Here is a 14,324-nt window from a genome sequence, read left to right as displayed (position 1 = left end):
CCCCCGCCAGCATGACCCCGCGCACACGCAGCATCGTGCAGATCACCGTGCTGTTCGTGATCCTGATTCTGTCGATCATCCTGTTGTTCGCCAACTTCGCCTACCTCAACACCCAGGCCAATCACGACAAGCAGTACATCGGCCACGCTGGCGAGTTGCGAGTGTTGTCCCAGCGCATCGCCAAGAATGCCACCGAGGCGGCGGCGGGCAAGGCCCTGGCGTTCAAGCTGCTGTCGGATGCGCGCAACGATTTCGAGCGGCGCTGGAGCTACCTGCGCGAAGGCGACAAATCCACCGGCCTGCCTGCCGCGCCCGCTGCGGTGCGCGATGAAATGGAAGCCGTGCGCCAGGACTGGGAAAACCTGCGCAAGAACACGGACACCATTCTTGCCAGCGAACAGACCGTGCTGTCGTTGCACCAGGTGGCGGCGACCCTCGCCGAAACCGTGCCGCAGCTGCAGGTCGAGTACGAGAAAGTGGTTGAGATCCTGCTGCAGAGCGGCGCCCCGGCCAACCAGGTGGTGGTAGCCCAGCGCCAGTTGCTGCTGGCCGAGCGCATTCTCGGTTCGGTCAACACGGTACTGGCTGGCGATGACACAGCGGCCCAGGCTGCCGATACCTTCGGCCGGGATGCCAGCCGCTTCGGCCAGGTGCTCGAGGGCATGCTGGGCGGCAACCCGGCCATCCAGGTGACCCGCGTCGAGGACGCTGATGCCCGCGCCCGCCTGGCAGAAATTGCCGAGTTGTTCCAGTTCGTGGCCGGTTCTGTCGATGAAATCCTCGAAACCTCGCCCGAACTGTTCCGCGTACGCGAAGCGGCCGGCAATATCTTCAGCCTGTCGCAGACCTTGCTCGATGAGGCCTCGCACCTGGCCAACGGTTTCGAAAACCTGGCCAGCGGCCGCACCCTCGATACCGTCGGTGGTTACGCGCTGGGCCTGCTGGCGCTGGCATCGATCATCCTGATCGGCCTGGTGATGGTACGCACCACCCACCGGCAGTTGCATGAAACCGCAGAAAAGAACGAACGTAACCAGCAGGCGATCATGCGCTTGCTCGATGAGATCGAAGAGCTGGCCGACGGCGACCTGACCGTCACCGTGTCGGTGACCGAAGACTTCACCGGTGCCATCGCCGACTCGATCAACTACTCCGTCGACCAGCTGCGCGACCTGGTGGCCACCATCAACCACAGTGCCGAGCAGGTTGCCGCAGCCGTGCAGGACACGCAGAACACCGCACGCCAGCTGGCCAAGGCCTCGGAACACCAGGCCGCACAGATCAGCGAGGCGTCGGAAGCGGTCGGTGACATGGTCGAATCGATCGACCGGGTTTCCGCGCATGCCTATGAGTCGGCCAAGGTCGCCGAGCGCTCGGTGGCAATCGCCAACAAGGGTAACGAGGTGGTGCACAACACCATCAACGGCATGGACAACATCCGCGAGCAGATCCAGGACACCGCCAAGCGGATCAAGCGCCTGGGCGAGTCTTCCCAGGAAATTGGCGACATTGTCAGCCTGATCGATGATATTGCCGACCAGACCAATATCCTCGCGCTGAATGCGGCGATTCAGGCCTCGTTGGCGGGTGAAGCTGGCCGCGGCTTTGCCGTGGTCGCCGACGAGGTGCAGCGCCTGGCCGAGCGCTCGTCCTCGGCGACCCGCCAGATCGAAGCGCTGGTGCGGACCATTCAGGCGGACACCAACGAGGCGGTGATCTCCATGGAGCAGACTACCGCCGAGGTGGTGCGCGGTGCGCGCCTGGCCCAGGATGCTGGCGTAGCGCTGGCCGAGATCGAAGGTGTATCGCAGAACCTCGCCGAACTTATCCACAGCATCTCTGACGCAGCCCAGTTGCAGACATCGTCTGCCGGGCAGATTTCCCACACCATGGCGGTGATCCAGCAGATCACCGCGCAGACCTCCGCCGGCTCCGGCGCCACCGCCGACAGCATTCGCCACCTGGCACGGATGGCCAGCGAGATGCGCCGCTCGGTCTCCGGTTTCACCCTGCCGGCACCCGCCGAGCGCCGCTGAGGAAAAGCCATGGCTTCTGCCGCCGCAAGCCCCGAGCGCCACGATACCGTAGCCTTGGCCTGGACCCGCGCCGCCATCTTCGATTGCCTGAGCCAGGCCCGTCAGGCCCTGGAGCGCTTTGCCGGTGAAACCGACGATTTGTCGATGCTGGCCTTTGTGGTGGATAACCTGCACCAGGTGCATGGCTGCCTGCGCATGCTTGAGCTGCGCGGTGCCACGCGCCTGGCCGAAGAGCTGGAGCTGCTGGCCAAGGCCTTGGCCGAGGGCCAGGTGAGCCCCCGCGGTGACTGCTTGGGGCCGCTGTTCCGCGGCCTGGAGCAACTGCCGTCCTACCTGGAGCGGTTGCGCGGTGCGCGCCATGACCTGCCACTGGTAATGCTGCCGCTGCTTAACCAGCTGCGCGCCTGCCGTGGTGTCGAACCCTTGGCCCAGGCCAGCCTGATCAGCGGTGCTGCGCAGCGCTTTGCCGGCTCCGATGACCTGGCCAACCTCGACCTGTCGCTGGGCAACTGGCGCGAACAGATGCAGGCCGGGCCCGGGCGCGACGCCTTGCGCTCGGTGGTCAGTGCATTGTGTGACGACCTGGTACGGATCAAGGAGCGGCTGGACCAGTTCGTGCGCGGCGACCGCCAGCACAAGGAAGACCTGGAGGCGCTGCTCGCGCCCCTGCGGCATGTGGCCGACACCCTGGCAGTTCTGGGTTTCCAGCAACCTCGACGGGTGATCATCGACCAGGTGCTGGCGCTGCAGAACCTGGCCCAGGGCGAGCGCGAAGTGGACGACGCGGTATCGATGGATGTGGCCGGTGCCCTGTTGTATGTGGAGGCCACGCTCAACGGCATGGTCCTGCCGGAAGAAAGCGGGCAGGGCGGCCTGCCCGGCTCCGACCTGGCCGAGATCCGCCAGCTGGTGCTGAACGAGTCGCTATCGGTGTTGCAGCAGGCCAAGGACCTGATCGGCGATTGCCTGGAGTCCGGCTGGCCGAGGCAACGCCTGCAGCCGCTTCCGGGGCTCTTGCAGCAGGTGCGCGGCGCCCTGGCGATGCTGATGCTGCCGGCCGCTGCCGAAGTCTTCGCAGGGTGCGCGGGCTATGTGCAAGGTTGGTTGCAGCACCTGGAAGTGGAGCCGCCGGCGGACGAGCTGGCCCACCTGGCCGAGGCCCTCAGCGCCGCCGAGTGCTACCTGCAATGGAGGGTCGCAGACCCGCTGGCCGATGCTCAACCGTTCCTCGACATGGCCCGTGCCAGCCTGACGGCACTGGGCGTGCAGTGCACCCATGCTGGCCCTGCCGGCGCACAGGACGGTAGTGATGGCGTCGATGACGAATTGCGTGAGGTGTTCCTCGAAGAAGCCGGCGAATTGTTGCCAGAGATCGAACGGCACTGGTTGCGCTGGCGCGCCGACAACCGTCTGCGCGACGCCCTGATCGAAGTGCGCCGAGACCTGCATACGCTCAAGGGCAGCGGGCGCATGGTGCATGCCGAGGCGGTCACCGAGCTGGCCTGGGGAGGGGAGCACCTGCTCAACCGTGTGCTGGAGGGGCGCATCGCCCTGACCACTGAGGGCGCGGTTGCACTGCAGCAGGTGTTCGTTCACTTGCCGGACCTGCTGGCCGACTTTGCCGCTGGCCAGTTACCGCAGTTGACCGAGATCGAACAGCTGGCGAGTCACCTGCACGCCCTGGCCGAGAATGACACGCCCGTCAGCGCCGACATCGATGGCCTCGACCCGCAGCTGCTGGATATCTTCCGCAACGAAGCCCAGGGCCACCTGGCCAGCCTCGAAGGCTTCCTGCAGGGCGCAGGCGATCAGGGCAGCGAAGTCAGCGACAGCCTGCAACGCGCCCTGCACACCCTCAAGGGCAGTGCAGCCATGGCCGGGGTCATGCCGATCGCCGAACTGGCCACCGCCTTCGACCGCCTGGTACGCGAGTATCGGGGCCACCAGCTACCGTTGCAGGCGGCGGAGATGCAATGGCTGCAAACCGCTCATGGCCTGTTCCAGCAGGGCTTGCTGCAGTTGGGCAGTACGCCGCTGGCCGCCATCCCGGGGGCGGCCCAATTGATCGAGCAGGTCGGCGAAGCAGTGGATTTGCGCCTGGCCAATCTGCATGCCGAACACCAACAGCCCCGCCATGGCAAGCGCGACCCACAGTTGATCGCCAGCTTCCTGGCCCAGGCCATGGATATCCTGCTGGATGCCGAATCTTTACTGTCGCGCTGGCAGCAGCAGCCAGGGCAGCGCGAACCCCTGGATACATTGCTCGATGAGCTGACCAGCCTTGGTCACGCCGCGCACCTGGCCGACTTGTGGCAGATGGATGCAGTCTGCGAGGCGCTGCTCGACCTATACGGCGCAGTGGAGGAGGGCAGCCTGGGCGCCAGCCCGCGCTTCTTCGCAGTTGCTCAGCAAGCCCACGAAGCCATGCTGGACATGCTCGACGAAGTGGCTGCAGGGCAGGACGTCAGCCCGCGACCTGATTGCGTGGATGCCTTGCGCGGTCTGCTGGATGGCGCCCTGGCGCCGGATGCCACTGGCCTGGTGAGCCGCGACACCGTTACGCCACTGTCTGATCTGCCGGCGCTGGCTGATGAGGCGGAAAGCCCGGGCGACAAGGAGCTGCTGGAAGTCTTCCTCGAAGAAAGCTCGGACATCGTCGAAAGCGCCGCCGCCGCCCTGGCACGCTGGCAGGCCGACCCGCGCAACAGCGTCGAGGTGGAGAACCTGTTGCGTGACCTGCACACCCTCAAGGGTGGTGCGCGCATGGTCGAGATCACCGCCATCGGCGACCTGGCCCATGAACTGGAATTTCTCTACGAACTGCTCGCCGCCGGGCGTTTGCCGCCGAGCGGGCCGCTGTTTGCGCTGCTGCAGAACTGCCATGACCGGCTGGCGCACATGCTCGACGCGGTGCGCCTGGGCCAGCCGTTGCACGCCGCTACCGCGCTGATCGACTACATTCGCAACTTCAGCAGCGCCGCGCTGACCGACAGCGCTGCCGGTCAGGCCCCGGCCGACACCGCCCCGGCCGAAATACCGGCTGCGGCACCGGAGCGGGCGCCTGGCGACATGGTCAAGGTCGACGCCGAACTGCTCGACGATCTGGGCAACCTGGCCGGCGAGCATTCGGTGATTCGCGGTCGTATCGAACAGCAGGTCAATGACGCCCAGTTCGCCCTCAACGAGATGGAAACCACCCTGGAGCGCATGCGCGACCAGCTGCTGCGCCTGGACATCGAGACCCAGGGGCGGATCAGCAGCCGGCAGGCGTTCGAGGGGGATGCCTACGAAGACTTCGACCCGCTGGAAATGGACCGCCATTCGCAGTTGCAGCAATTGTCGCGGGCACTGTTCGAGTCGGCCTCCGACCTGCTCGACCTCAAGGAAACCCTGACCCAGCGTGCCCAGGAGGCGTATAGCCTGCTGCAGCAGCAGGCGCGGGTGAACAGCCAGTTGCAGGAAGGCTTGACCGCGACCCTGATGGTGCCATTCGAACGCCTGGTGCCGCGCTTGCAGCGGGTGGTGCGCCAGGTGGCCAGCGAACTGGGCAAGCAAGTCGAGTTGGTGGTCGGCAACGCCGAGGGCGAGCTGGACCGCAGCGTGCTCGAACGCATGGTCGCGCCCTTGGAGCACATGCTGCGCAATGCCGTCGACCATGGTCTGGAAGCCCGCGAGGCACGCCTGGCCGCAGGCAAGCCGGAGCAGGGCACCATTCACCTGAACCTGCTGCATGAAGGCGCCGACATCGTCATCGAGATGACCGACGATGGCGCCGGAGTACCGCTGGAAGCGGTGCGGCGCAAGGCGATCAAACGCGGCCTGCTGGACCCGCAGGCACAGCTGAGCGATCACGAGATCCTGCAGTTCATCCTGCGCCCGGGCTTTTCCACGGCCGAGAAGATCACTCAGATTTCCGGGCGCGGCCTGGGCATGGACGTGGTGCATGAAGAGGTCAAGCAGCTGGGCGGTTCGATGACCATCGAGTCGGCCCTGGGCAAGGGCGCACGCTTCCTGATCCGCTTGCCGTTCACCGTGTCGATCAACCGCGCCTTGATGGTGCATCTGGGCGAAGAGCAGTACGCCATCCCGCTCAACACCATCGAGGGCATTGTGCGTGTACCGCCGGCCGAACTGGCCGCCTGTTACCAACTGGATGCCCCGCGATATGTGTACGGCGGCCATGAGTACGCTTTACGTTACCTGGGCGAGCTGCTGCAAGGTCTGCCGCGCCCCGTGCTGCTGGGGCAGAGCGTGCCTTTGCCGGTGTTGCTTGTGCACTCCCAGGAGCAGTCGTTCGCCATCCAGGTGGACAGCCTGTCGCCGAGCCGTGAAATCGTGGTGAAGAGCCTCGGCCCGCAGTTTGCCGCGGTGGCGGGGCTGTCGGGTGCGACCTTGCTCGGTGATGGCCGGGTGGTGCTGATCCTTGACCTGCTGGGGCAGCTGCGTGGCCAGCAGCGGCGGTTGGCCCGCTTGCCTGGTGGCAGCGGGGTGCAGCGCACCTTGTTCGGCCCGGCACCGCGGCGGGCTACGCTGGTGATGGTGGTGGACGACTCGGTCACCGTGCGCAAGGTCACCAGCCGGCTACTGGAGCGCCATGGCATGAACGTGATGACCGCCAAGGATGGTGTCGATGCCATGGCCCTGCTGGAAGAGCACCGGCCGGACGTGCTGTTGCTGGACATCGAGATGCCGCGCATGGACGGTTTCGAAGTGGCCACTCGCATTCGCCGCGACGAGCGCCTGAAAGACCTGCCGATCATCATGATCACTTCACGCACCGGGCAGAAGCATCGCGACCGGGCCATGGCCATTGGCGTCAACGATTACCTGGGCAAACCTTATCAGGAGTCGGTGCTGCTGCAGAGCATCGCCCACTGGAGCCATAGCCATGCTTGAACTGATTGCAGGGCAGCGCAGCAGCCTTACCGGCCTGCTGTTGCCGTTGGGCGACCGCACCTTGGTGTTGCCCAACGTCGCAGTGGTCGAGCTGATCGGCCAGCGTAACCTGGTGTGCGATCCGGGCGACCCGGCCTGGCACCTGGGCTGGATCGACTGGCGCCAGCAACATTTGCCGCTGATCGGCTTCGAGGCAGCCTGTGGTGGTGAAACACCGTGCGGCGAACGGGCGCGGATCGTGGTGCTCAATGCGCTGGGGGATACCGGCCTGCGTTATCTGGCCGTGCTGCTGCAGGACATCCCACGCTCGTGCAAGCTCGATAATCAGCTCAATTATGTAGATGTGCCGCTGGGCAGCCTGGAACTGGCCGCGGTGCAGGTGGGGGAACAAGTGGCGCGGGTGCCGGACCTGGTCGGGCTGGAACGGTTGGTGCGTGACGCGGAACTGCAACCTGCCCTTGGGTAGGATGCACGGGCTGATGGCCCTTTCGCGGGTGAACCCGCTCCCACAGGTATTGCACTGCCTTTGAAGCTTGTGCAATTCCTGTGGGAGAGGGTTTAGCGAGGCGTCTAACAGCCGCGAAAGGACCGGAACAGGAACCCAGCTCGGATCAGGAGGTCTGTGTTTGCATGTACTACGGTGAACGCTTCAATGCCTGGACCCACCTGGTCGGTGCTGTCCTGGCCTGTATCGGTGCCATCTGGCTGATCGTCGTCGCGGGCCTGCAGGGCGACCCCTGGAAGATCGTCAGCTTCTCAATCTACGGCAGCACCTTGCTGTTGCTCTACAGCATTTCCACGCTCTACCACAGCACCCGAGGGCGGGCGAAGGTGATCATGCGCAAGCTCGATCACCTGTCGATCTACCTGTTGATCGCTGGCAGCTACACGCCATTCTGCCTGGTCAGCCTGCGCGGGCCCTGGGGCTGGAGCCTGTTCGGCGTGGTCTGGGGGCTGGCGGTGATCGGCATGCTGCAGGAGATCAAGCCGCGCTCGGAGGCGCGCATCCTGTCGATCATCATTTATGCGGTGATGGGCTGGATCGTGCTGGTGGCGGTCAAGCCATTGCTGCAAAGCCTCGGTACCGCCGGCTTCGCCTGGCTGGCGGCCGGCGGCGTGTTCTATACCGTGGGCATCATCTTCTTCGCCTTCGACAGCCGCTTCCGCCACTGGCATGGCATCTGGCACCTGTTCGTGATTGCCGGCAGCCTCATGCACTTCGTGGCGGTGTCGCTGTACGTGCGTTAGAAATCGCCCCACAACTGCTGAGCCACCGATAGCGCCACCACTGGCGCGGTCTCGGTGCGCAAGACCCGCGGGCCGAGGCGTGCAGCATGGAAGCCTGCGGCCTTGGCCTGCTCGACTTCCGCGTCGCTCAGGCCGCCTTCCGGGCCGATCAGGAAGGCCAGCGTTGCCGGTTTGTCATGGCTGGTCAGCGGTTCGGCGACCGGGTGCAGGACCAGCTTGAGGTCGGCGTCGCTGCCCTTGAGCCATTCGGCCAGGGTCACTGGCGGGTGAATGACCGGCAAGGTCGAACGGCCGCATTGTTCACAGGCACTGATCGCCACCTGGCGCCAGTGGGCCAGGCGCTTGTCGGCACGCTCGTCCTTCAGGCGCACTTCACAGCGTTCACTGACGATCGGGGTAATTGCGTTGGCGCCAAGCTCGGTGGCCTTCTGAATCGCCCAGTCCATGCGCTCGCCACGGGACAGGCCCTGGCCGAGGTGCACGTGCAGCGGCGAGTCGGGCTGGCCGGCGAGGGCCTGATCGAGGCTGACGCGCACGGTCTTCTTGCCGACCTCGAGCAACTGGCCGAGAAATTCCTGGCCACTGCCGTCGAACAGTTGCACGGCGTCGCCAGGGGCCATGCGCAGGACGCGGCCGATGTAGTGGGCCTGGGCTTCGGGCAAGTCATGCTCGCCAAGGCTCAGGGGGGCGTCGATGAAGAAGCGGGACAGTCTCATGGTTCAGCTCGGAATATGGAAGGGACATCGTCCCCTGTAGGAGCGGCCTTGTGTCGCGAAAGGGCTGCGAAGCGGCCCCAGGTTGTCAGCTTCGCAGCAGAAATTGCCGGGGCCGCGTTGCGGCCCTTTCGCGACACAAGGCCGCTCCTACAAGGGATGGCGCAAGTGCCGGGACTCAGCCTGGGTCGCGGAAGTCGGGGTGGAAGTTGGCCGGTACGGCGACACTGACGCTGTCGCGGGTGGCGATGTCGATGCCTTCGCTGGCCACTTCGGCCAGGAAGTCGATCTGCTCCGGGGTGATCACGTACGGCGGTAGGAAGTACACCACGCTGCCCAACGGGCGCAGCAGGGCGCCGCGGGTCAGGGCGTGCTCGAACACTTTCAGGCCTCGACGCTCCTGCCACGGATAGGCGGCCTTGGTGGCCTTGTCCTGGACCATCTCGATAGCCAGGGCCATGCCGGTCTGGCGAATTTCGGCGACGTGGGCATGATCGGCCAGGTGCGCAGTGGCGCTGGCCATGCGCGTGGCCAGGGCCTTGTTGGCCTCGATCACGTTGTCCTGTTCGAAGATGTCCAGCGTCGCCAGGGCTGCGGCGCAGGCCAGCGGGTTGCCGGTGTAGCTGTGCGAGTGAAGGAACGCGCGCAGGGTCGGGTAATCGTCGTAGAAGGCCTGGTACACCTTGTCGGTAGTCAGGCAGGCAGCCAGCGGCAGGTAGCCACCGGTCAGGGCCTTGGACAGGCACAGGAAGTCTGGGCGGATGCCGGCCTGCTCGCAGGCGAACATGGTGCCGGTACGGCCGAAACCGACGGCGATCTCGTCGTGGATCAGGTGCACGTCATAGCGGTCGCAGGCTTCGCGCAGCAGCTTGAGGTACACCGGGTGATACATGCGCATGCCACCGGCGCCCTGGATCAGCGGTTCGACGATCACGGCCGAGAGGGTTTCGTGGTGCTCGGCGAGGGTCTGCTCCATCGCAGCGAACATGTTGCGCGAGTGCTCTTCCCAGCCCATGCCCTCGGGGCGCAGGTAGCAGTCCGGGCTTGGCACCTTGATGGTGTCCAGCAGCAGTGCCTTGTAGGTTTCGGTGAACAGCGGCACGTCGCCTACCGACATCGCGGCAATGGTTTCGCCGTGGTAGCTGTTGGTCAGGGTGACGAAGCGCTTTTTCGCCGGTTTACCGATGTTCTGCCAGTAATGGAAGCTCATCTTCAGCGCCACTTCGATGCACGACGAGCCATTGTCGGCATAGAACACCCGGTCCAGGCCGGCTGGTGTCATGGCCACCAGGCGCTCGGACAGCTCGATCACCGGCTGATGGCTGAAGCCTGCGAGGATCACGTGTTCCAGCTGGTCGACCTGGTCCTTGATGCGCTGGTTGATGCGCGGGTTGGCGTGGCCGAACACGTTGACCCACCAGCTGCTCACGGCATCCAGGTAGCGCTTGCCATCGAAGTCTTCGAGCCATACGCCTTCACCACGCCTGATTGGGATCAGCGGCAGTTGCTCGTGGTCTTTCATCTGGGTGCAGGGGTGCCACAGGACCTTGAGGTCGCGTTGCATCCACTGATCGTTGAGGCCCATCGGCGCTTCTCCTGGCTTTACTGCCTGCTTTGACCGCGTAAGCCTAAGCAAAGCCAGGGGGCAGGACAACCGCTAGTGGTCAATGACGGCTGGTGCGGGTCCATTCCAGCTTGCGGATGTGGACGGTGCCGGCCTGTGAAGTGGAAATGGTCAGGCGCCGAAATGGCCCGCAGCCGCAGGCACTCGACCTCCTGATCGAAGGCGATCTCAACGTCGCTGTGCTCGCCAATCACCAGCTCGGTGCCGTCTTCGCCTTTGAAGGCTTCATGCAGACCGGTCCATGACGTGCCGTTGGAACGGATTTTCAGGCCTGAGGGGGTGAGTAAGGTCTGGTTGTGCCACAAGAATTGCCTGTCTACCTGCGCAAAATGCTCCTCATAGGTCATAGTGCAGCTCCTTTTGTCGGTTTTTTCAGCTACCTCCGTCAGCTTCGCCTAGTGGCCAGAGGCCTGACTACTGACAAAAATGCCAGTTGCCAAAGGCACTTGATGTCGCTGTGCTGGCAGGGTCCGAATACCTGACGTATTCTTAGCGCATCGTCTCTCGGGGCATTCCTGCCTCTTCTCATCCCTGCAATTTCAACTCGGAGTTCGCCGACATGGCTGCTGCTTGGGTGCGCCTGTGCGCGTTGGTATTGATCGGTGTGTCCAGCGGCGCCGCGCTGGCAAAGGACAAGACACCGTCGGCAATCGTGGTCGGTGGCGGCCTGGCAGGGCTGACCGCAGCCTACGAGCTGCAAAACAAAGGCTGGCAGGTCACCCTGCTTGAGGCCAAGTCGGGCATGGGTGGGCGTTCGGGCCTGGCCACCAGCGAGTGGATCGGCAATGCCAAGGCTCAGCCGGTGCTCAACCAGTACCTTGACCGTTTCAAGCTTGAAACACTGCCGGCGCCAGAGTTCGTGCGTACACCGGGTTACCTGATCGACGGTGAGTACTTCAGCGGCACCGACCTGGCCACCAAGCAACCAGCTACCGCCGAGGCGCTCAAGCGTTACGAGAAGACCCTCGACGACTTGGCCCGCTCGATCGACGACCCGCTCAACCCGCAGGCGACCAGCACCCTGTTCGCCCTCGACCAGATGAACGTGGCCACCTGGCTCGACAAGCTGCAACTGCCGACCACCGCGCGTCAGCTGATCAACCAGCAGATCCGCACCCGTTACGATGAGCCATCGCGCCTCTCGCTGCTCTATTTCGCCCAGCAGAACCGCGTCTACCGTGGGGTCAGCGACCGCGATCTGCGTGCCGCGCGGCTGCCTGGCGGCAGCCCGGTGCTGGCGCAGGCATTCGTCAAGCAGCTGAAGACCATCAAGACCAGCTCGCCAGTCACCGCGATCGTGCAGGACAAGGACGGTGTCACGGTCAAGGTCGGCAGCACGGACTACAAGGCCGATTACCTGGTGATGGCGGTGCCGTTGCGGGCGCTGGCCAAGATCCAGATCACCCCTGGCCTGGACACTCAGCACGTGGCAGCGCTGCGAGGGACCAACTACGGCTGGCGCGACCAGCTGATGCTCAAGTTCAAACAGCCTGTATGGGAAAGCCGCGCACGCATGTCGGGCGAGATCTTCAGTAACGCCGGCCTCGGCATGCTGTGGATCGAGCCGGCGCTCAAAGGCGGCGCCAATGTGGTGATCAACCTGTCGGGCGACAATGCGCGCCTGCTGCAGGCCTTTGGCGACAAACAGATGGTCGACCAGGTACTGATCCGCCTGCATGCGTTCTATCCACAGGCCCGTGGCGCATTCACCGGTTACGAGGTCAAGCGTTACAGCGTCGATGCTGGCACCGGTGGTGCTTACCTGGCTTATGGCCCGGGGCAGATCAGCAAGTACTGGCGCCTGTGGGAGCGCCCGGTGCAGCGCATCACCTTTGCCGGTGAGCACACTGATGCGCTGTATCCGGGTACCCTTGAAGGGGCTCTGCGCAGTGGCCAGCGCGCTGCCAGCCAGGTGCAGGACCTGCTCGCTGGCAAGTCGTTCGACCCGGCCAAGGCCGCAACCGTTGCGGCAGCGGCGACGGCGGGCGCAGCGGTGGCGAAGAAAGACAGCGGCGGGTTCTTCTCGCGCCTGTTTGGTGGCGCTGACAAGCCTGAAGTGAAGGCTGCGCCGGTTGCCAAGGTCGAGGAAGTCGCACCGGCTCCTGCTCCTGCAGCTGCCCCTGCTACCCCCGCACCTGCAGAAATCGCCAAGGAAGAGCCGGCCAAGCCCGCCGCGACCAAGGCAGCACCGGCCAAGCATGCACCGGCGCACAAGCCTGCGGCAAAACCTGCGGCCAAGCAGGCGCACAAGGCGGTCGAGACAAAAAAGGCCACGGCCAAGTCCGCGCCTGCCAAGAAGCCTGTGACCGATAACCAGGCCAAAGCAGACTGATACCAGCACTGGCCTCTTCGCGGGTAAACCCGCTTCCACATGTCGCAGCACTTGTGGGAGCGGGTTTACCCGCGAAGAGGCCGGCACTGGAAACGTCTAACTCTCCGACTATTGTTAATGTTTCCTTAATAGGAAACTCGCACACTAACTATCGGATTTTTAGATAATCCAAAGCAATTTTTTAATCTTTTATTCGATACGTTACGCGTTAGTCTGTGCACAGCTTTCACGGGGAACCACGTCATCATGCAACTGCGCAATTCACCTTCTCGCTATGGCGTGGTCAGCATCGTCCTGCACTGGGGCGTTGCCTTGGCAGTTTTCGGCTTGTTTGGCCTGGGGCTGTGGATGGTCGGTCTCGACTACTACGACCCGTGGCGCAAGGCCGGCCCTGACCTGCACAAGAGCATCGGCCTGGTATTGCTGGCGGTGATGTTGTTGCGCGTGGTCTGGCGTTTCATCAGCCCGCCACCACCGGCACCGGCCAACCACGGGGCACTGACCCGCGTGGCGGCCAAGCTGGGGCATCTGGCACTGTACCTGGGGCTGTTTGCGGTAATGATCGCCGGATACCTGATTTCCACTGCTGACGGAGTCGGCATCCCGGTATTCGGCCTGTTCGACGTGCCGGCGCTGATCAGCGACCTGCCTGATCAGGCGGACCTGGCCGGCGTCATTCATCTGTGGCTGGCATGGGGCTTGGTGATCTTCGCCGTGCTGCACGCCCTGGCCGCCCTGAAACACCATTTCATCGACCGTGACGCGACCCTGGCCCGCATGCTGGGCCGCAAAGCTTGACTCTCAACCTCAATTGCATAGGAAGGAAGTAAGGATGTTGAAAAAGACTTTTGCCGCTCTGGCGCTCGGTACCGCTCTGTTCTCCGCCGGCCAGGCCATGGCTGCCGAGTACAAGATCGACAAGGAAGGCCAGCACGCGTTCGTCGACTGGAAGATCAGCCACCTGGGCTACAGCTTCATCCATGGCACCTTCAAGGACTTCAGCGGCGACTTCTCCTGGGACAGCGCCAAGCCTGAGGCCAGCAAGATCAACGTCGACCTGAAGACTGCCAGTGTCTGGTCGAACCATGCCGAGCGTGACAAGCACATCGCCAGCAAAGACTTCCTGGACGTCAGCAAGTATCCGGATGCCAAGTTCGTCTCCACCGCCGTCAAATCGACCGGTGCCAAGACTGCGGACGTGACCGGCGACCTGACCCTGCACGGCGTGACCAAGCCGGTGACCTTCAAGGCCACCTTCAACGGTGAGGGCAAGGACCCGTGGGGCGGCGAGCGCGCAGGCTTCAACGCTACTACCACCCTGAACCTGAACGACTTCGGCATCAAAGGCCCAGGCCCGACTTCGCAGACCCTGGACCTGGACATCAGTGTCGAAGGTGTGAAGCAGAAGTAAACATTGCTCAGGCAATAAAAAACGCCGCCCATTGGGCGGCGTTTTTTTATGCCTGATGCTCAGC

At 64.1% G+C, this 14,324-nt stretch carries 9 protein-coding genes and 1 pseudogene; 7 read left to right on the top strand and 3 right to left on the bottom strand.

Annotated elements, in window-relative coordinates:
* The first annotated feature begins 11 nt into the window (after window positions 1-11).
* The 4 genes from BUQ73_RS24205 (at window position 12) to trhA (ending at window position 8,180) form a co-directional block, all read left to right on the top strand.
* The gene (locus tag BUQ73_RS24205; protein WP_237772800.1) at window positions 12-2,036 is read left to right on the top strand and encodes a methyl-accepting chemotaxis protein; all 2,025 of its coding nucleotides are present in this window, start codon (window positions 12-14) and stop codon (window positions 2,034-2,036) included.
* 9 nt (window positions 2,037-2,045) lie between these two features.
* Complete coding sequence (locus BUQ73_RS24200; RefSeq protein WP_079229983.1) at window positions 2,046-6,932, top strand: Hpt domain-containing protein; 4,887 nt, start codon at window positions 2,046-2,048, stop codon at window positions 6,930-6,932.
* Window positions 6,925-7,398, top strand: a complete 474-nt coding sequence (locus BUQ73_RS24195; RefSeq protein WP_027920663.1) for a chemotaxis protein CheW — start codon at window positions 6,925-6,927, stop codon at window positions 7,396-7,398. Before BUQ73_RS24200 ends, BUQ73_RS24195 begins: the two co-directional genes overlap by 8 nt.
* 164 nt (window positions 7,399-7,562) lie before the next feature.
* Complete coding sequence (gene trhA, locus BUQ73_RS24190; protein WP_079229982.1) at window positions 7,563-8,180, top strand: PAQR family membrane homeostasis protein TrhA; 618 nt, start codon at window positions 7,563-7,565, stop codon at window positions 8,178-8,180.
* Here trhA and BUQ73_RS24185 read toward each other — a convergent pair.
* The 3 genes and pseudogenes from BUQ73_RS24185 to BUQ73_RS24175 form a co-directional block, all read right to left on the bottom strand.
* Window positions 8,177-8,896 carry a 16S rRNA (uracil(1498)-N(3))-methyltransferase gene (locus BUQ73_RS24185; protein WP_027920665.1) on the bottom strand — a complete coding sequence of 240 codons (720 nt, stop codon included), beginning with the start codon at window positions 8,894-8,896 and terminating at the stop codon, window positions 8,177-8,179. The genes trhA and BUQ73_RS24185 overlap by 4 nt on opposite strands.
* Window positions 8,897-9,071: 175 nt before the next feature.
* Complete coding sequence (locus BUQ73_RS24180) at window positions 9,072-10,478, bottom strand: adenosylmethionine--8-amino-7-oxononanoate transaminase (RefSeq protein ID WP_079229981.1); 1,407 nt, start codon at window positions 10,476-10,478, stop codon at window positions 9,072-9,074.
* 79 nt (window positions 10,479-10,557) lie between these two features.
* A pseudogene (locus BUQ73_RS24175) lies at window positions 10,558-10,864 on the bottom strand (hypothetical protein).
* Between the two features lie 212 nt (window positions 10,865-11,076).
* Between BUQ73_RS24175 and BUQ73_RS24170 the strand changes: the two are divergent.
* The 3 genes from BUQ73_RS24170 (at window position 11,077) to BUQ73_RS24160 (ending at window position 14,260) form a co-directional block, all read left to right on the top strand.
* Entirely contained in the window at window positions 11,077-12,849 is a 1,773-nt protein-coding gene (locus BUQ73_RS24170) for a flavin monoamine oxidase family protein (RefSeq protein WP_079229980.1), read from the top strand.
* Window positions 12,850-13,095: 246 nt separating this feature from the next.
* Window positions 13,096-13,647 carry a cytochrome b gene (locus BUQ73_RS24165; RefSeq protein ID WP_079229979.1) on the top strand — a complete coding sequence of 184 codons (552 nt, stop codon included), beginning with the start codon at window positions 13,096-13,098 and terminating at the stop codon, window positions 13,645-13,647.
* Window positions 13,648-13,681: 34 nt separating this feature from the next.
* Complete coding sequence (locus tag BUQ73_RS24160) at window positions 13,682-14,260, top strand: YceI family protein (RefSeq protein ID WP_027920669.1); 579 nt, start codon at window positions 13,682-13,684, stop codon at window positions 14,258-14,260.
* Window positions 14,261-14,324: the final 64 nt, after the last annotated feature.

It is taken from the genome of Pseudomonas putida (assembly GCF_002025705.1).
GTDB classification, from domain to species: Bacteria; Pseudomonadota; Gammaproteobacteria; order Pseudomonadales; family Pseudomonadaceae; genus Aquipseudomonas; species Aquipseudomonas putida_J.
This window is presented reverse-complemented; position numbering and strand designations above follow the sequence as displayed.